Origin of the sequence: Povalibacter uvarum (assembly GCF_014202975.1) — a bacterium.
Taxonomy (GTDB): domain Bacteria; phylum Pseudomonadota; class Gammaproteobacteria; order Steroidobacterales; family Steroidobacteraceae; genus Steroidobacter; species Steroidobacter uvarum.
In genome coordinates this window covers 1,266,245-1,283,401 of sequence record NZ_JACHHZ010000001.1, presented here as the reverse complement: position 1 = coordinate 1,283,401, position 17,157 = coordinate 1,266,245, and the positions used below count along the sequence as shown (strand labels likewise).

The following is a 17,157-nucleotide window of genomic DNA, read 5'->3' as shown; positions in this document are numbered from 1 at the left end:
GGGATTTCCGTTGGTCACAGCCGGACGTCATGCCGAAGGCATGCTTCGCATAACGTCCGACTAAAGTCGGACCCACAACAGGACTACAGAGGCCTCTCAGCCCGCCGGCGTCGCAATGAACCGCTGCGTATGGAAGTCCGTGTCGCCGAGCGTCAGATCGATCGCGGTGAGGCGCTTGAAATGATGGCTGACCATGAGCTCATCCGTCATGCCCATGCCGCCGTGCAACTGGATCGCCTGCTGGCCCACGAAGCGCGCCGATTGGCCAACGACGACTTTCGCTGCTGAAAGACTGCGCACGCGCTCGTTGCGATCCGGATCCGTGCACTTGATGGCGGCCAGGTAGCTCATCGACAGTGCCTGCTCGCTGTGCAGGAACATGTCGGCCATCCGGTGCTGCAGCACCTGGAACTTCGCGATCGGCACACCGAACTGCTTGCGCGACTTCGTGTACTCGAGCGTCGTCGCGTTCACGGCCTTCATGATGCCGACCGCTTCCGCGCACAGCGCGCTGATTGCGACTTCGTACGTGCCTTCGATCGCCGAGTGCGCCTTGCCAGCCGCACCGACGAGACTCGACGCAGGCACCTTCACGCCCTTGAGTTCGACATCCGCCGCCGTCTGGCCGTCGATCGTCTTGTACGTCTTTACTGCCACGCCAGTTGCCTTCGGGTCCACGCGGAAGATGGAGATTCCATCCGCGTCGGTCGGCTTGCCGCTGGTACGTGCGCTGACGAGGAGTTCATCGGCAGCGCCACCATGCGATACGACGTTCTTGTAGCCGTCGATCACGTAGCCGTCGCCGCTTTTCTCGGCGCGGGTCGTGACGTGGCTCGTTTCGCCACGAGTGCCTGGTTCCTGGTGCGCAAAAATCACGATGCGCTCGCCAGTGGCGATGCCGGGGAAAAGGTCCGCTGCAGCCTTCTCGTCGTTGAGACGGGAAAGGAGCGCAGGCGTAACCACCGCGGCTGCCAGGAACGGTTCAACCACGAGACCTTCGCCGAGCGCGTTCATGACGAGCATGGTGTCCACGGGGCCGGCATTCAGCCCGCCGTGGGCTTCGGGCACGTTGAGTGCCGTGAGGCCGAGTCCGGCCAGTTCGTTCCACGAGTCGCGGCTCCAGCCGTCCGCCGACTTGAGGATCTCGCGGCGATGTTCGAACGAATAGCCCTCGCGCACGAAACGCCGCACGGTGTCGGCGAGCAGTTGCTGTTCTTCGGTGAAATTGAAATCCATGATGCTCTCTTCGGCTGTTCGCGAACGGTTCGTTAAAGACCCAGGATCATCTGGGAAATGATGTTGCGCTGAATTTCGTTCGAGCCGCCGTAGATCGTCACCTTGCGGAAGTTGCAGTAGGTGGCGGCCAGCGGTCCCGCATAGTCAGGCCCCGCGACTGTGCGCAGGTCGCCTTCCTCACTCGACGCGCGGCCGAAGGGAAGGGCATATGGACCGACGGCGTACATCATCAGCTCGGTCAGTGCCTGCTGGATTTCCGTTCCCTTGATCTTCAGCACTGACGCTTCTGGCCCCGGCGCGTGCTTCTCCGCTTCCTGCGCCAATGCGCGCAGGTTGGTGATCTCCAGGGCGATGAGATCGATCTCGACCTGCGCGACGCGCGAAGCGAAGAGCGGATCCTCGATGAGCGGCTTGCCGTTCTTGAGTTCCTTCGACGCAATCGCCTTCAACCGTTCCAGTTCGCGCTTCGATGCGCCGACGCCAGCGATGTTCGTGCGCTCGTGGCCGAGCAGGAACTTCGCGTAGGTCCACCCTTTGTTCTCCTCGCCGACGCGATTCTCCACGGGGACCTTCACGTTCTCGAACCAGACTTCGTTCACTTCATGCGCGCCGTCCATCGTGATGATCGGCCGCACGGTGATGCCGGGCGTCTTCATGTCGATGAGCAGGAAGGAGATGCCCTGCTGCTGCTTCGGCGCATTCGGATCGCTGCGAACGAGGCAGAAGATCCAGTCGGCATGCTGGCCGAGCGTGTTCCAGGTCTTCTGGCCGTTGACGATGTAGTGATCGCCCTGTCGCTCCGCGCGCGTCTTGAGCGAGGCCAGGTCGGAACCGGCGCCTGGCTCGGAGTAGCCCTGGCACCACCAGTCTTCGCCGCTCAGGATGCGGGGCAGGAAACGTTGCTGCTGCGCCGGATTGCCGAATGCCATGATGACGGGAGCGACCATTTTGAGGCCGAACGGAATCGTGCGCGGCGCACCGGCAGCGGCGGCTTCTTCGTCGTAGATGTGCAGTTGCACCGGACCCCATCCCGTGCCGCCGAACTGCTTCGGCCAACTCGGTGCGCCCCAGCCGCGCTCATGAAGAATTTTCTGCCAGCGCGTGTAGTCCTGCGCCCGGATCGGCAGGCCCGACTTGATCTGCTTGGCGATGTCGGCCGGCAGCTTTTCGCGCAGGAAGGTGCGGACTTCCTCGCGGAAGGCCAGTTCTTCGGCATTGAAATTCAGGTCCATTAGGTGCGCTCTGTAGAGTGGAACGACGCTGCTATGCGGAATGTTAATTTCCCTAGCGGGCGGGAATCATAGGGACGCGCGTGAAGCGCCGCAACCGGGCAAAGATTCGAAAAGGCCTCCACGGGGGCTCGGGGAAACGCTATACACGGCCCGCTTTGCCATAACGTCGCGATTCCCATTTTTCGAAGCGGCGACTCTTGGTGAGTGCCGAGGAGGTGTGATAGCTTCCCGCGCGCAGAATGTTCGCCCGCAGCGTGGAATATTATTCCAGTAACGCGTGCGGCACGGATTCCGGACCGATTTTTCGTACGGGGGAAAGGGGAGCATGTCCCGCAAGCATTTCGAATTCTGGCCCAAATCGCTGCCACAGAACATCACGCCGCCAGCGACCAACATCTATTACAACGCCGAAGTCTCCGCGGCCCGGTATCCGGACAAGCCGTTCCTGATCTTCTATGGCACGGCACTCACGTTCTCGCAGTTCAAGGACCAGACCGAGCGCCTCGCGGGTTTCCTCGAACAGAAGTGTGGTGTGAAAAAGGGCGACCGCGTCCTGCTGGTGATGCAGAACAGCCCGCAGTTCATCGTTGCGTACTACGCGATCGTTCGCGCCAATGCGGTCGTGGTGCCCGTCAGCCCGATGAGCGTGACCGGCGAGCTCGAACACTATCTGGAAGACAGCGGCGCACGCACCGCGCTCGTGGCGCAGGAAGTCTTCCCGCAGTTGCAGCCGCTCATCGGCAAGCATGTCGATCACGCGGTCGTGGCGGCTTATGCCGATTACGTGACTGAGCCCACGACCATCCGTTTGCCGGAAGCGGTATCCACTCCGCGCCAGCAGATCTCGGCGTCGAACACGACATTGTGGGTCGAAGCGCTCGCCAGGAATCTGAGCCCGGGACCGCTCACCGCGGGTCCCGACGATCTTTGCGTCATTCCATACAGCTCCGGCACCACGGGCCGGCCGAAGGGCTGCATGCTTTCGCACGCGAATGTCATGCACACGCTCGTGACGAATCGTCTCTGGTTCGGTGGTACGCCCGACACGACGCAGCTCGTCGTGCTGCCGTTCTTCCATGTGACGAGCATGCAGGGCGGCATGAACGGTCCGCTCTATCACGGCAGCAGCATCGTGCTGATGTGCCGCTGGGATCGCGAAACGGCGGCTGAGCTGATCGAGCGCTACAAGCTCATGTCGTGGACCGCGATCGCGACGATGGTCATCGACTTCCTAGCGAATCCGAAGCTCGCTGAATACGACCTGTCATCGCTGATCCAGGTTTCCGGCGGCGGCGCGGCGATGCCGGCCGCGGTCGGTGAGCGGCTGCAGCAGATGATCGGTTCGCCCTACGTCGAGGGCTACGGCCTGACGGAAACGATTGCGCCTTCGCATATCAACCCGGTCGATCGGCCCAAACGGCAGTGCCTCGGCATTCCCGTGTTCAACACGGATTCGAAGATCATCGATCCGGAGACCTTCCAGGAACTGCCGCCGAACAAGGTGGGCGAGATCGTCACGAACGGTCCGCAGGTATTCCAGGGCTACTGGCGCAACGAGGAAGCGACGAAAGCAGCGTTCGTCGATATCGGCGGCAAGCCCTTCTTCCGCACGGGCGACCTCGGCTATGTCGACGACGACGGCTATTTCTTCCTGGTCGATCGCCTCAAACGCATGATCAACGCGTCGGGCTTCAAAGTGTGGCCGGCCGAGATCGAGGCGCAGATGTATCAGCATCCCGCGATCCAGGAAGCGTGCGTGATCGCGGCGAAGGATGCGCATCGCGGCGAAACGGTGAAAGCCGTCGTCGTGCTGCGCGCTACGCATCGCGGCGCTGTCAGCGAGAACGAGATCATCGAGTGGACGCGCCAGAACATGGCGACCTACAAGCACCCGCGCATCGTCGAGTTCGTCGACGCGTTGCCCAAGTCGGCAACCGGCAAGGTGCAGTGGCGCGTGTTGCAGGAAGCCGAGATGGCGCGGGGTTGACCGTTTTTTTTCGAATCAGTACGACGGTTTCAGGATCAACGGCATAGAACTCAAGGCGGATACACCTATGGCGACGGGAGCATCGGAAATGACCAAGCTGGCGCAGACCAGTGCCCAACCTGCGGCAGTCAAGCCGCACGTCGGCAAGCAGGATCGGCACTTCGTGACGGCACTGTCACGCGGACTCGACGTACTGTCGTGTTTCCGCAGCGGCAGCCGGCTGCTGGGCAACCAGGATATTTCGGAGCGCTGCAGGCTGCCGAAATCGACGGTGTCGCGGCTCACTTATACGCTGACGAAGCTCGGCTACCTCCACTACGTGAAGGAATCGGGCAAGTACCGACTCGGCACGGCAACCCTCGCGCTGGGAAGCGCAGTGCTCGGCCGATTCGAAGTACGCGATCTCGCGCGTCCGCTGATGCAGGAACTCGCGGACCTGACCGGTACCTCGGTATCTCTGGGTGCACGCCAGCGGCTCAGCATGGTTTACGTCGAAGTCTGCAAGGGCAACGCGGTGCTCTCGCTCAACAGCGAAGTCGGCATGCGCTTGCCGCTGGCCACCTCTGCGATCGGTCGCGCCTACCTGGCCGTGTGCTCGGACACTGAGCGCGCAGACCTGCTCGAGCAGATCCGCGAGCTCGATCATCTCGCGTGGCCGGGGATCAAGCAGGGCATCGAAAAGTCGCTCACGATGTGGAGCGAATCGGGCGTGTGCGGCTCGTTCGGCGAGTGGCAGCCCGACGTGAACGGCATTGCCTGCGGATTCCGGCCGGGCAATGGCCTGCCGCCGATGGCGATCAACTGCGGTGCACCCGCGTTCAAGGTCTCCGAGGAGTACCTCATGACCGAGGTGCGGCCACGACTCATCGACATCGTGCGCCGGATCGAAGAGGGCCTCGGACAGGCTCGCTGATCCTGTCTCGCGCAGTGGGTCCGGCTGAAGTCGGACCCCCAGAAAGCGACGGCGCGCATCGAAAGGTGCGCGCCGTTCGTCTTTGTGCGTACTTGAAACGGTCGGCATCGAAACCAATCAGGTCGGTATGTGAACCAATCAGCAACTCACCGACCCACAGCATTCTCATCTGCAGCACTGTTCGGCTACACTACGCGCCCTTTTGCGGCCGTGTAAGCCGCCGGTTCGATTCAGCTTTCTTCAGTCGGAACAGGAACTTGCGAGCGCAATGAGCGACTCTAAGATCGACTCCGGTCGAGCTTCCCCCCAGAACTCACTTCTGGGTGCGGAAAATGCCCCCTACATCGAATCCCTTTACGAAGACTATCTCTCGGATCCCTCGTCCGTAGCGCCGAAATGGCGCGAGTACTTCGCGGGCCTCAAGGCCAGCGGCGATACGGCACACGTTCCGATCCGCGAAGCACTCGCCCAGCGAGCGCGCGAAGTACGACCCGGCGCGGCCCCGGCCAGCGCTGGTGCGTCGACTCCCGACGCTTCCGTCAAACAGGCGGCCGTCGCGAGACTCGTCCAGGTCTATTCCAACCGCGGGCATCTGGTTGCGGATATCGATCCGCTCGGCCTCATGCGCCGGCCGGTGCCTGAAGTGCTCGAGCTGAAGCACTTCGGTCTGTCGAACGCGGATCTGGACACCGAGTTCTATACGGGCAGCCGCACCGAAGCGATTCCGAAGCGCATGAAGCTGCGAGACATCATTGCTCAGCTCAAGCAGATTTACTGCGGCACCATCGGCGCCGAATTCGCCCACGTGTCGAACTCCGCGGAGCGCCTGTGGCTGCAGGACCGCTTCCAGGCGGGGCGCATCCGCAGCGGCTTCAGCACCGACGAGAAGAAGACGTTCCTCCAGCAGCTCACCGCCGCCGAAGGCCTCGAGCTCTATTTCGCAACCAAATACCCGGCGCAGAAGCGTTTCTCGCTGGAAGGCGGCGAAGCGCTGATCCCGATGCTCGACGACCTGATCCAGCAGGGCGGTCAGAACGGCGTCGAAGAAATGATCATCGGCATGGCCCACCGCGGCCGCCTCAACGTTCTCGTGAACGTCGTGGGCAAGTCGCCGCAGGTGATGTTCTCCGAATTCGAAGGCACGTACGACACGAACCACATGCAGGGTTCGGGCGACGTGAAGTATCACAAGGGCTTCTCGACCGACATCCGTACGCCCGGCGGCAATGTCCACGTGGCGCTGGCGTTCAATCCGTCGCATCTCGAAGTCGTGAGCCCCGTGGTCGAAGGCTCGGTGCGCTCGCGCCAACTGCGTCGCAATGACGAGCAAGGCGACAAGGTCATCCCGATCCTGCTGCACGGCGATGCGGCGTTCGCGGGGCAGGGCGTCGTGATGGAAACGCTGCAGCTCTCGCAGGCACGCGGTTTCTACACCGGCGGCAGCGTGCACATCATCATCAACAACCAGGTCGGCTTCACGATCTCCAAGCCCGAGGACGCGCGTTCGACGCTCTACTGCTCGGACGTCGCGAAGATCATCGAAGCGCCGATCTTCCACGTGAACGGCGACGATCCGGAAGCCGTGCTGTTCGTGACGCGGCTCGCGCTCGACTACCGCATGAAGTTCCACAAGGACGTCGTGATCGATCTCGTGTGCTACCGCCGCCGCGGTCACAACGAAGCGGATGAGCCGGCAGCGACTCAGCCTGTGATGTATCAGCAGATCCGCCAGCAGTCGACTACTCGTCAGCGCTATGCGGAGAAGCTCGTCGGCGAAGGCGTCATCAAGATGAGCGACGCGGATGCGATGGTCGAGTCATATCGCCGCACGCTCGATGAAGGCAAGTCGACCGTCAAGCACGCGCTCGGCATGATCGGCAACAAGCACACGGTGGACTGGACCAAGTTTCATCGCGCCGACTGGAGCGAACAGGTTCCGACCGGCGTGCGCATCGAAAAGCTGCGCGAGCTGGGCGAGAAGCTCACGACGTTCCCGTCGAACTTCATGCTGCACCGTCAGGTCGCGAACATCGTCCAGACGCGCGAGAAGATGAATGCCGGTCAGGCGCCGCTCGACTGGGGCTACGCGGAGACCCTGGCCTACGCATCGCTGCTGACCGAGGGCTACGAAGTCCGCATCACAGGCCAGGACAGCGGCCGTGGCACGTTCTTCCACCGCCATGCGGTGTGGCACGACCAGAACACGGGCGACTCTTATATTCCGCTCGAGAACCTGGCTTCCAGCCAGCCGCGATTCACAGTCATCGACTCGCTGCTCTCGGAAGAAGCCGTGATGGGCTTCGAGTACGGCTTCTCGACCACTGAACCCAACTGCCTAACGATCTGGGAAGGTCAGTTCGGCGACTTCGCCAATGGTGCCCAGGTCATCATCGACCAGTTCATCAGCTCGGGTGAGGCGAAGTGGGGCCGCCTCTGCGGACTCACGTTATTCCTACCGCACGGCTACGAAGGCCAGGGTCCGGAACATTCCTCGGCTCGTCTCGAGCGCTTCCTGCAGCTGTGCGCCGAGCACAACATGCAGGTCGTCGTTCCCTCGACACCGGCCCAGATGTTCCACATGCTGCGCCGGCAGATGCTGCAGAACTTCCGCAAGCCGCTCATCGTCATGACGCCGAAGAGCCTGCTGCGCCACAAGCTGTCGGTGTCCTCGCTCGAAGACCTGACGCGCGGCAGCTTCCGCAACATCATCGACGAAGTCGACGACATCCAGCCGTCGAAGATCACGCGGGTCGTGTTCTGTTCCGGCAAGGTCTACTTCGACCTGCTCGACTCGCGTCGCTCGGACGCGATCCACAACGTCGCGATCGTCCGTGTCGAGCAGCTGTATCCGTTTCCTGCGGAGGAGTACGCAGCGATCGTCCGTAAGTACTCCAACGCGCGCGAGATCGTGTGGTGCCAGGAAGAGCCGCAGAACCAGGGCGGCTGGTACCAGATCCGGCATCGCCTGCACGAACCGCTCTCGGCGGATCATCAGTTGTTGTACGCGGGTCGTGCACCGGCAGCGGCGCCGGCGACCGGCATCTTCAAGGTGCACGTCGAACAGCAGCAGGGCCTCGTGGACGCAGCGCTGCGTTCGACCAGCACCGAAGAATCATTGCGGCAGACAACTCGCTTGAAGGCCGCCGCCAACAGGAAGAACTAGTTCAATGAGCATCGAAGTCAAAGTTCCGCAACTGCCCGAGTCCGTCACCGACGCGACGCTTGTGTCGTGGCACAAGAAGCCGGGCGACAAGATCACGCGCGATGAGAATCTCGTCGATCTCGAAACCGACAAGGTCGTGCTGGAAGTGCCGGCGCCGTCGGGCGGCGTGCTGAAGGAAATCAAGGTTCAGAACGGAACGACAGTGCAGGCGGGCCAGGTGCTCGCGATCCTCGAAGCCGCTGAAGGCGGCGCCGTCGAAGTGAAGGCGGCACCGGCTGCGGAAGCAAAGTCCGCTGCTGCTGAAACGAAGGCCGCGGCTGCAACCGGTGGCAAGCTCGCACCGTCCGCCAAGCGCCTCGTGGAAGAGAACAAGCTCGATGCATCGCAGATCGCCGGCAGTGGCCGCGATGGCCGGGTGAGCAAAGGCGATGTGATTCAGCATCTCGCCGGCAAGGAATCCGGTTCTGCTGCTCCGGCCAAGGCCGCACCGGCAGCCAAGCTGCCGGCTGCCGTGGGCTCGCGCAACGAACAGCGTGTACCGATGACCCGTCTGCGCGCTCGCATCGCCGAGCGTCTGCTGCAGGCGCAGTCGACCGCGGCGCTGCTGACGACGTTCAATGAAGTCGACCTGACCGAAGTGAACGCGATCCGCGCCCGTTACAAGGACAAATTCGAGAAGACCCACGGCGTGAAGCTCGGCTTCTCGTCGTTCTTCATCAAGGCAGCGATCGAAGCGCTGCGCAAGTTCCCGGCGGTCAACGCATCGATCGACGGCAACGACATCATCTATCACGAGTACTACGACATCGGCGTCGCGGTCTCCACCGAACGCGGCCTGATGGTGCCGGTGCTGCGCAATGCCGAAGCGATGAGCTACGCCGAAATCGAGAAGGGCGTCGGTGCGTACGCAACTCGCGCGCGCGAAGGCTCGATCACGCTCGAAGAGCTGACCGGCGGCACGTTCACGATCACCAACGGCGGCGTGTTCGGTTCGCTGATGTCGACGCCGATCCTGAACCCTCCGCAGGTCGCGATCCTCGGCATGCACAAGGTCCAGGACCGCCCGATGGTCATCAACGGCGAGATCAAGATCCGCCCGATGATGTACCTCGCGCTGACCTACGATCACCGGATCGTCGACGGCAAGGACTCGGTGCAGTTCCTGGTCGCGATCAAGGAAGCGCTGGAAGACCCGGCGCGGCTGTTGCTTCAGCTATAACAGGCTATGAGCTGCGAGCGACGAGCTATCAGCCAGAATCAGAGTGGCCTTGAATTTGGATTTCCGGCTAGCAGCTAACGCTTAGTTGTTAGCCGCTTCTTTTGGAGCCCCCATGTCTCAGTACGACGTCATCGTGATCGGCGGCGGTCCCGCCGGATATCCGGCTGCAATCCGTGCCGCGCAGAACAAGCTCAAGGTCGCGTGCATCGACGAGTGGCAGAACAAGGATGGCAGCTATGCCTTCGGCGGTACGTGCTTGAACGCCGGCTGTATTCCGTCCAAGGCGCTGCTCGAGTCTTCGGAGCTCTTCCATCGCACGCAGCATGAGTTCGCGGTGCACGGCATCAAGGTCGCCAACGTCGAAGTCGACGTTCCGACCATGCAGAAGCGTCGTGCGACCATCGTGAAGCAGTCGACCGCCGGCATCAGCTCGCTGTTCAAAGCAGCCGGCGTGACGCCGCTGCAGGGGCACGGCAAGCTGCTCTCCGGCAATCGCGTCGAGTTCACGGGCAAGGATGGCAAGAAGGAAGAGCTCACCGCGAAGCACATCATTCTCGCGGCAGGCTCGATCCCGACGGAACTGAAGAGCCTGCCGTTCGATGGTGAGCAGGTCATCGATTCCTGGGGTGCTCTCGAGCTTCAGGCTGTGCCGAAGCGCCTCGGCGTCATCGGCGCCGGTGTCATCGGACTGGAGCTCGGCAGCGTGTGGAAGCGCCTCGGCGCTGAAGTCGTCGTTCTCGAAGCGCTCGATACCTTCCTGCCGATGGCTGACGGCGCGGTATCGAAGGAAGCGCTCAAGCAGTTCAAGAAGCAGGGTCTCGACATCCGTCTCGGCGCGAAAGTGAGCGGCGCGGACAAGTCGAAGGGCGGCGTGAAGCTCAAGTACTCCGACGCGAACGGCGAACAGACGCTCGAAGTCGACAAGGTCATCGTGGCCATCGGCCGCCGTCCGTACACCAAGGATCTCCTCGGTGAAGGCACGGGCGTCGAAGTCGATGAGCGTGGCTTCGTGAAGGTCGATCATGAATGCCGCACCAGTGCAGCAAACGTGTGGGCGGTGGGCGATCTCGTTCGCGGCCCGATGCTCGCGCACAAGGGCAAGGAAGAGGGCGTGGTGGTCGCCGATCTCATCGCTGGCAAGTACGGCGAGGTGAACTACAAAGTCATCCCGTCGGTGATCTACACAGCTCCGGAGATCGCGTGGGTCGGCCAGACCGAAGAAGAGGTCAAGAAGAGCGGCCGCGCCTACAAGGTGGGTTCATTCCCATTCGCTGCGGCAGGCCGTGCTCGCGCGATGGAAGCGACCGCGGGCTTCGTGAAGGTCGTTTCCGCGACGGATGACGACGAGATCCTCGGCATCCACATCATCGGACCGATGGCGGGCGAGCTGATCGCCGAGGCGGTCCTGGCGATGGAATACTCGGCCAGCACGGAAGACCTGCAGCGTACGATTCACGCTCACCCGACGTTGTCGGAAGCGCTGCACGAAGCAGCCCTGGCCGCCGACAAGATCGCCATCGACTTCCCGAACCGCTGACGCGAGGCCCGATGACATCGGAAGACTGGCAGACCGTGGCCATGCCGACCAGCGAGGCGTCGGCGCAGGTCCTGATCGGTCTGCTGCAATCCGAAGGCATTCCGGCCCGTCTCAAGGCGAACGTACCGGTTCCTGGGCTCTCGCTGTCGTTCAGGGTCCAGGTCCCCGGCGACCAGGTGCGCAGGGCCGAGGATGTTCTTCGCGGCAGCCAGGTCACGGAAGAAGAGCTGACGCAGCTCGCCGTCGGGACGAATCCGCCCGACGGAGGCTGACGCCGGGCCAGCCGGCTAGCCGGCTTCCTTCTGTGCTACTTTCCCCCGGATCTTCACAAGAAGAACGAGGGCGCAGCAACGCATGACGACACCCGCACCCGGCACCGGCAATCCCGATGCCTTGCTGTCACGAGAGCTCGGCGTCCGCCAGCTCGCGGCGAATATCTTCAACTACACCGTCGGCAGCGGCATTTTCCTTCTGCCAGCAACCGCTGTGCTCGCACTTGGTACGGCTGCGCCGCTCGCTTACGTTGCGTGTGCGATCGTCATCGGCCTGGTCGTCCTGTGCTTTGCGGAGAACGGCAGCCGCGTCTCCGCAACAGGCGGCGCCTACGCGTATGTCGAGACGGCGATGGGGCCGTTCTTCGGGTTTGTCGCAGGGTGCCTGGTCTTCACGACAGGAATGTTTGCGGCTTCCGCGATCTTCAACGGCTTCGTGCGCTCACTGTTCGCGCTCGTGGATGTTTCGCCGCCAGTGTGGGTGTCCAAAGTATTGATCGTGGTCATCGTCGGCGCGCTCGTGGCGATCAACGTGCGCGGTGTGCGCAACAGTGCACGTGTGCTCGAAGGCATCACTTTGTTGAAGCTGTTGCCGCTGCTGCTGTTCGTGATCATCGGCGCCTTCTTCGTGAAGGGCGACAATCTGGCCTGGACCACCGTGCCCGATATGAGCACGGTGCTGGGGTCGGCCGGCATCATGATCTTTGCGTTCTCGGGCATCGAAGGCGCGACCATCCCCAGCGGAGAAGTCCGAAACAACTCACGCACAGTGCCGGTGGCGATTCTTCTCGCGCTCGGTGCAGCGACAGTGTTGTACCTGGCCATCCAGTTCGTGGCGCTCGGCATCATGGGCCTCGATCTCGCGAACACTGGCCGCACGCCGCTTGCGGAAGCAGCAGGTGTTGCGCTTGGACCGACGGCACGGACGATGATGATTGCAGCGGCACTCGTTTCGATGTTCGGCTACCTCACCGCGAACGTACTGTCGGAACCTCGTGGCTTGTTCGCGATGAGCCGCGATGGCTTTCTGCCATCGGTGCTGACGCGCGTCGATCCGCACTATCGGACGCCGAACACCGCGATCGTCATCTACGGCGGCATGGTGACGGTCATCGCGATCGTGGGGCGTTTCGAGTGGCTGACGATCTTTGCCAATCTCGCGGCGCTGGCGTTGTACTTCCTGTGCTCGGCATCGACGCTGATTCTGCGCCGGCGTGATGTTCGCAGCGACGGTGATCCCTTCGTCATTCCCGGCGGTCCGACCGTGCCTGTGCTCTCGTGCGCGGCGATCTCCTGGCTGTTCTACGAGACTGTGAACAACGAAGCAGAGGGCGGGATCACTCAGCTGTATGCGCTGCTCGTGACGCTTGCAATCATCGTGGCGCTGTATGGTCTGCGCCAGGTGCGCCGCCGGGCGAGCGCACCGACAGGGCAATGATGAGAGCGTCTCTCCAGCCACTGCTGCTCAGCCTTTGGCTGAGCGTGCGGAATCGCTGGGAACGGCACGTCGATAAGCGAGTTGTCGCCGGCTGCGTGGTTGCGGCTCTGCTCGTGGCGGCGCTCGGATGGATGACGGCTGACGTGTTCAGCAATCCTGTCCGGCGGCTTCTGTCGGGTCTCGCAACCTACGGTTTCATGGCCGGCGTGCTGGTCGCGGGGCACGCTGTGCTCGTTGTCTCCGCCTTGCGCGCGCAGGGCGGCAATGCGCTCGAAGAAGCGGTCGGCGCGTAGCCCTATCCACGCGCCGGACAGCGCAACGCGTCAATAAAGGCAGGATCCTGGAAGAGCTTGTGCAGCAGGTCGGCCACCAGTTGCCCGTGCTGAATGCGAGCCTGATCGACCGCGGTTACACCGAAGAACGACGAAGGCCACTCGCGTCGCGCGTCGACAGATTTCGAGAACACCGGATCGCTGCCTGCACTGCTCACAGTGAACGTGGCCGCCATTCGGCCCATTCCCGTCCCAGTGGAGGGATCGATCCGATTCTCGGTCAGTGCGACGTCGATCCTGCGGGTCGAAGCCGAATCGTAAAGCCCGGCGTGCCCCAGTTCCTCCTCGAGCGCGGAACCCACGAACGCACCGAACGAGTTCTCGACCGGAGAGACGAGCGTTGCCCCGCGCAGCCCGATTTCATTCAGCGAGGGGCTTGCCACGCTCGTCTTGCCGATCGCTGCGGCACACAGCGACTGACCGGCAAGAAGGTTGTAGTTCGCGTAACGGGGCCGATAGTTCACCGGCTGGAGGGAAATGCATCCCCCCAGCGCGATGACCAGTGCGACGACGCAGGCGCGTTTGCCTGCGAGGGCCGGTTTCACAGATAGAGTCCGATGACCTGCGTCGTCCAGACCGATTCCTTGTCGCCGGACTGCAGTTCGAGGCGCTTCATCTCCGCAACGAGGAAGTCGCGCGATTCGACCGTGTTCAGATCGCCGATGGCCTTGATTGCCATCGCACGGTCCTGCCACAAGCCGTCCTTGTTGGCGTACAGCGTCTTCAGGAGCGGCAGTTGATCCGCTGCGCTGAGATTGCCGAGCGATGAGATCGCAGCCAGGCGGACATATTCATCTTCGTCCTTCGTCAGTTTTGCCAGCGTCTCCACGGCACGGGGATTGTTCGTGAAGCCGAGGGAATAGACATCGAGAAAGCTGTCGGGCGTGCGCGTGGCCAGCTTGGTGACGAGGCCGTCGACGGCCGCGTCGCTTGCGCGGTAGTCGAACAGCGAGTTCGCGATCTTGGTGGAGAACTCCTTGACCGCCACCGAAAGCGGCTGATTGAAGGTCGGCTCGACGATCTCGTCGAACGACCAGACGGGTACCTTGCCGCGCTTGACGAAGACGCCGATGCGCCGTCTGTCGGTTCCGGTATCGAGCTCCGCGCTGATCAGCGTGAACGTGACGAAGGGCGAATAGGCGTTCACACGATGATTCTGGATGCGGAACGTGCGCACGTTCACTCGCGAGAGGCCGTTGTCGCCGACACTGACCGCAACTGGAATGCCCCGGGAAGCGAGCTCCTCCTTGACGCTCAGCGACAGGAACTGGGGCCCGTCGAGAGGAGCATCACCGACGTTCAGAGTGGCCGCGAGTACGCCGCCGTGGAAGATTCTCTCATCGCCCTTGCGATCGTCGATGAATGAAAGCTGAGCCTGGCTCGGGCGTACCGCTTCGTACTTCATGCCCGAAGGCGTAGGCGCCTTGACGCGATAGGAAGAGGGTGCGCAGCCGGCCAATGCCATGAACGCGCACGCGATGATGCCGCCGCGCAGGGCGGATGAATATGAAAGCATGGAACCTCCCAGTTCGTTTCGTTTATCTCACCGGAGATCGTCGTCTCCTTGCGGGCACAGAATAGCTCTCGGCGGCGGGTTGTTGAACAACCAACGCAGGTATTTCCGCCGGCAGTGTGACCGGGGTCAGGCTTTGCGACGGGCGCTCAGGATGTTCGGCAGGCCCTGAACCCTGCCGAGGACGCGCGACAGCTCTTCCAGGTCCTGCACAGTGATGCGCAGGTTGATGTCCGCGATGCCGTCCGCTTCGTCGGTGACGGTATTCATGCCCTGGATGTTGATCTTGGAATCCGCGAGCACGCCGGTGATGTCGCGCACCAGGCCGCGCCGGTCGAATGCACGGACGTTGATCTCGACGGGGAATGAGCGGTCGCTGCCCGAGCCCCATTCGACCGCGATGAGCCGCTCCGGGTGCTCCTGCTGCAGGCGCTTGAGGCTCACGCAGTCCTGGCGATGGATGCTCACACCGCGTCCGAGCGTGATGTAGCCCATGATGGATTCCGGCGGGACGGGGCCGCAGCAGCGGGCGAAGTGCGACAACAAGTCGCCGACGCCTTCGATGGTGATGCCTTCGGGCGCTTTGGTCGCAATCGTCGGCTTGCGGGGAATGGGAGACGGCAACTCCTGCGGCCGGGCACGGCGCAGGATGGCGCCGGTGATCTGGGCCGCGGTGACGTCGCCTTCGCCGATTGCCTGGTACAGCTGTTCCGGCGTGTCGAACTTGAACTCCGTCACCAGTTCCGCGAGCGACAGGCTGTGAATCGCGAGTCGTTGCAGTTCACGTTCGAGGATCTGCCGCCCCTGCTGCCGGTTCTGTTCCTCGTCCAGCTTGCGGAACCAGGAGCGCACCTTGCTGCGATTGCGCTGGGACACGAGGTAGCCGAGCGACGGCACCAGCCAGTCGCGGCTTGGATTCGGCTGCTTCGCGGTGATGATTTCCACCTGGTCGCCGTTCGCGAGGGGCTGGTTCAACGGCACCATGCGGCCATTCACCTTCGCGCCGCGGCACCGGTGACCCAGATCGGTGTGCACGTGATACGCGAAGTCCAGCGGCGTCGCGCCCTTGGGCAGTTCGATCACCTCACCGCGAGGAGAAAGCGCATAGACGCGATCCTCGAATACTTCGGAGCGCACGCGATCGAGGAAGTCGTCGTTCGTTTCCTGGCCTTCGCGGTCCGCGGGCTCGAGGATCTGGCGCAGCCAGACGATCTTCTGTTCATACGCTGCGTTGCGCTTGCCGCCTTCCTTGTATTTCCAGTGGGCTGCAACGCCGAGCTCCGCATGCTCGTGCATCTCGCGGGTGCGGATCTGGATCTCGACCGGCAGCTTGCCCGGGCCGATGACGGCGGTGTGAAGCGAGCGATAGAGGTTGTCCTTCGGCGTGGCGATGTAGTCGTCGAACTCACCCGGGATGTACGGCCACAGGCTGTGCACGACACCGAGCGCCGCATAGCAGTCCGCAATCGAGTCGACGAGGATTCGCACTGCGCGGATGTCGTAGAGCTGATCGAACGAAAGGCCCTTGCGCTGCATCTTCCGCCAGATGCTGAAGATGTGCTTCGGGCGGCCGGCGACTTCACCCTTGATGTGAACCCGCGCCAGCTCCGTGCGCAGCTGTGAGATGACTTCCTCGATATAGCGCTCGCGGTCCGCTCGTTTGGCCGCGAGCCAGCCCGCGACCAGCTTGTAGTTGGCCGGGTCGAGATAGCGGAAGCTCAGGTCCTCAAGCTCCCACTTGATCTGCCACACGCCGAGACGATTGGCGAGCGGCGCATAGATGTCGCGCGTCTCCCGTGCAATCCGCTCCCGTTCGGCAACGGGCGCGTCCTTGCTTTCGCGAAGAAGCGTCAGTTGCGCCGCCAGCTTGATGAGGACGAGACGCGGGTCGGTGACGATCGCCAGCAGCATCTTGCGCAGCGCTTCCGCCTGATTCGCGGTCAGCGCACTGTCCGCCTGGCGCGGGCCGGAGAGTCCGAGGGAACCGATCCTGACGAGCTCGGTCGCTATGCGGGCCGCCGTGTCGCCGAAAACAGCCGGCGCGCGCTCCTCGGCAATGAGTCCAGTCTCGAGCAGAGGCAGCAGCGCCGCTCCATTGCGCATGTCCTGGTCGTCGGTGAAACCGGCAACGACATCGGCAATTGCCTGAGCGCGCCGGACTGCAATCCGCCCCGTATCGCTCGTTGCGATCTGCTCGAGGTAGTCCCGTGCCTCGCGCGAGAGAACGGGCGTGCTTGCGGAGGATTGTGGAAGCGGGTCGGCGGGCTGCATCACGATCACATGCCGCATCGTCAGGGGCGCGGCCTTTGCCGTAT

The 17,157-nt window shown here is 62.8% G+C and carries 13 protein-coding genes; 8 read left to right on the top strand and 5 right to left on the bottom strand.

The window, feature by feature from the left end:
- Window positions 1–96: 96 nt before the first annotated feature.
- A complete protein-coding gene (locus HNQ60_RS05520; protein ID WP_184329981.1) occupies window positions 97–1,236 on the bottom strand; it encodes an acyl-CoA dehydrogenase family protein in 1,140 nt (379 codons plus the stop codon).
- Between the two features lie 32 nt (window positions 1,237–1,268).
- Window positions 1,269–2,468 carry an acyl-CoA dehydrogenase family protein gene (locus HNQ60_RS05515; RefSeq protein WP_184329980.1) on the bottom strand — a complete coding sequence of 400 codons (1,200 nt, stop codon included), beginning with the start codon at window positions 2,466–2,468 and terminating at the stop codon, window positions 1,269–1,271.
- Between the two features lie 325 nt (window positions 2,469–2,793).
- On the opposite strand from HNQ60_RS05515, the gene HNQ60_RS05510 reads away from it, so the two are divergent.
- The 8 genes from HNQ60_RS05510 to HNQ60_RS05475 all read left to right on the top strand — a co-directional run bounded on the left by HNQ60_RS05510 (window position 2,794) and on the right by HNQ60_RS05475 (window position 13,290).
- Entirely contained in the window at window positions 2,794–4,455 is a 1,662-nt protein-coding gene (locus tag HNQ60_RS05510; RefSeq protein ID WP_184329979.1) for a long-chain fatty acid--CoA ligase, read from the top strand.
- A gap of 88 nt (window positions 4,456–4,543) precedes the next feature.
- The gene (locus HNQ60_RS05505) at window positions 4,544–5,368 is read left to right on the top strand and encodes an IclR family transcriptional regulator (protein ID WP_184329978.1); all 825 of its coding nucleotides are present in this window, start codon (window positions 4,544–4,546) and stop codon (window positions 5,366–5,368) included.
- Between the two features lie 268 nt (window positions 5,369–5,636).
- Window positions 5,637–8,531, top strand: a complete 2,895-nt coding sequence (locus tag HNQ60_RS05500) for a 2-oxoglutarate dehydrogenase E1 component (protein WP_184329977.1) — start codon at window positions 5,637–5,639, stop codon at window positions 8,529–8,531.
- 4 nt (window positions 8,532–8,535) lie between these two features.
- Complete coding sequence (gene odhB / locus HNQ60_RS05495) at window positions 8,536–9,750, top strand: 2-oxoglutarate dehydrogenase complex dihydrolipoyllysine-residue succinyltransferase (protein ID WP_184329976.1); 1,215 nt, start codon at window positions 8,536–8,538, stop codon at window positions 9,748–9,750.
- 112 nt (window positions 9,751–9,862) lie between these two features.
- Window positions 9,863–11,287 (top strand): dihydrolipoyl dehydrogenase, encoded by a 1,425-nt coding sequence (lpdA, locus tag HNQ60_RS05490; protein WP_184329975.1) that lies wholly within the window; start codon window positions 9,863–9,865, stop codon window positions 11,285–11,287.
- Window positions 11,288–11,298: 11 nt separating this feature from the next.
- Entirely contained in the window at window positions 11,299–11,559 is a 261-nt protein-coding gene (locus HNQ60_RS05485; RefSeq protein ID WP_184329974.1) for a putative signal transducing protein, read from the top strand.
- A gap of 82 nt (window positions 11,560–11,641) precedes the next feature.
- Window positions 11,642–12,997 (top strand): APC family permease, encoded by a 1,356-nt coding sequence (locus HNQ60_RS05480; RefSeq protein ID WP_184329973.1) that lies wholly within the window; start codon window positions 11,642–11,644, stop codon window positions 12,995–12,997.
- The gene (locus HNQ60_RS05475) at window positions 12,994–13,290 is read left to right on the top strand and encodes a hypothetical protein (RefSeq protein ID WP_184329972.1); all 297 of its coding nucleotides are present in this window, start codon (window positions 12,994–12,996) and stop codon (window positions 13,288–13,290) included. Before HNQ60_RS05480 ends, HNQ60_RS05475 begins: the two co-directional genes overlap by 4 nt.
- Window positions 13,291–13,292: 2 nt before the next feature.
- On the opposite strand, the gene HNQ60_RS05470 is transcribed toward HNQ60_RS05475, so the two are convergent.
- The 3 genes from HNQ60_RS05470 to relA form a co-directional block, all read right to left on the bottom strand.
- Window positions 13,293–13,874, bottom strand: coding sequence for a hypothetical protein (locus tag HNQ60_RS05470; protein ID WP_184329971.1), 582 nt, complete (start codon window positions 13,872–13,874; stop codon window positions 13,293–13,295).
- Window positions 13,871–14,845, bottom strand: coding sequence for a HEAT repeat domain-containing protein (locus HNQ60_RS05465; RefSeq protein ID WP_184329970.1), 975 nt, complete (start codon window positions 14,843–14,845; stop codon window positions 13,871–13,873). Before HNQ60_RS05465 ends, HNQ60_RS05470 begins: the two co-directional genes overlap by 4 nt.
- 126 nt (window positions 14,846–14,971) lie before the next feature.
- Window positions 14,972–17,113 (bottom strand): GTP diphosphokinase, encoded by a 2,142-nt coding sequence (gene relA, locus HNQ60_RS05460; RefSeq protein ID WP_184329969.1) that lies wholly within the window; start codon window positions 17,111–17,113, stop codon window positions 14,972–14,974.
- Window positions 17,114–17,157 lie beyond the last annotated feature (44 nt).

What these genes read in the sequence shown, in the direction of transcription:
- HNQ60_RS05515 (WP_184329980.1), bottom strand. Translation starts at nt 2,468, where the DNA reads ATGGACCTGAATTTCAATGCCGAAGAACTGGCCTTCCGCGAGGAAGTC.
- HNQ60_RS05505 (WP_184329978.1), top strand. Translation starts at nt 4,544, where the DNA reads ATGACCAAGCTGGCGCAGACCAGTGCCCAACCTGCGGCAGTCAAGCCG.
- HNQ60_RS05510 (WP_184329979.1), top strand. Translation starts at nt 2,794, where the DNA reads ATGTCCCGCAAGCATTTCGAATTCTGGCCCAAATCGCTGCCACAGAAC.
- HNQ60_RS05480 (WP_184329973.1), top strand. Translation starts at nt 11,642, where the DNA reads ATGACGACACCCGCACCCGGCACCGGCAATCCCGATGCCTTGCTGTCA.
- HNQ60_RS05485 (WP_184329974.1), top strand. Translation starts at nt 11,299, where the DNA reads ATGACATCGGAAGACTGGCAGACCGTGGCCATGCCGACCAGCGAGGCG.
- HNQ60_RS05465 (WP_184329970.1), bottom strand. Translation starts at nt 14,845, where the DNA reads ATGCTTTCATATTCATCCGCCCTGCGCGGCGGCATCATCGCGTGCGCG.
- HNQ60_RS05520 (WP_184329981.1), bottom strand. Translation starts at nt 1,236, where the DNA reads ATGGATTTCAATTTCACCGAAGAACAGCAACTGCTCGCCGACACCGTG.
- HNQ60_RS05475 (WP_184329972.1), top strand. Translation starts at nt 12,994, where the DNA reads ATGATGAGAGCGTCTCTCCAGCCACTGCTGCTCAGCCTTTGGCTGAGC.
- lpdA (WP_184329975.1), top strand. Translation starts at nt 9,863, where the DNA reads ATGTCTCAGTACGACGTCATCGTGATCGGCGGCGGTCCCGCCGGATAT.
- HNQ60_RS05500 (WP_184329977.1), top strand. Translation starts at nt 5,637, where the DNA reads ATGAGCGACTCTAAGATCGACTCCGGTCGAGCTTCCCCCCAGAACTCA.
- relA (WP_184329969.1), bottom strand. Translation starts at nt 17,113, where the DNA reads ATGCAGCCCGCCGACCCGCTTCCACAATCCTCCGCAAGCACGCCCGTT.
- odhB (WP_184329976.1), top strand. Translation starts at nt 8,536, where the DNA reads ATGAGCATCGAAGTCAAAGTTCCGCAACTGCCCGAGTCCGTCACCGAC.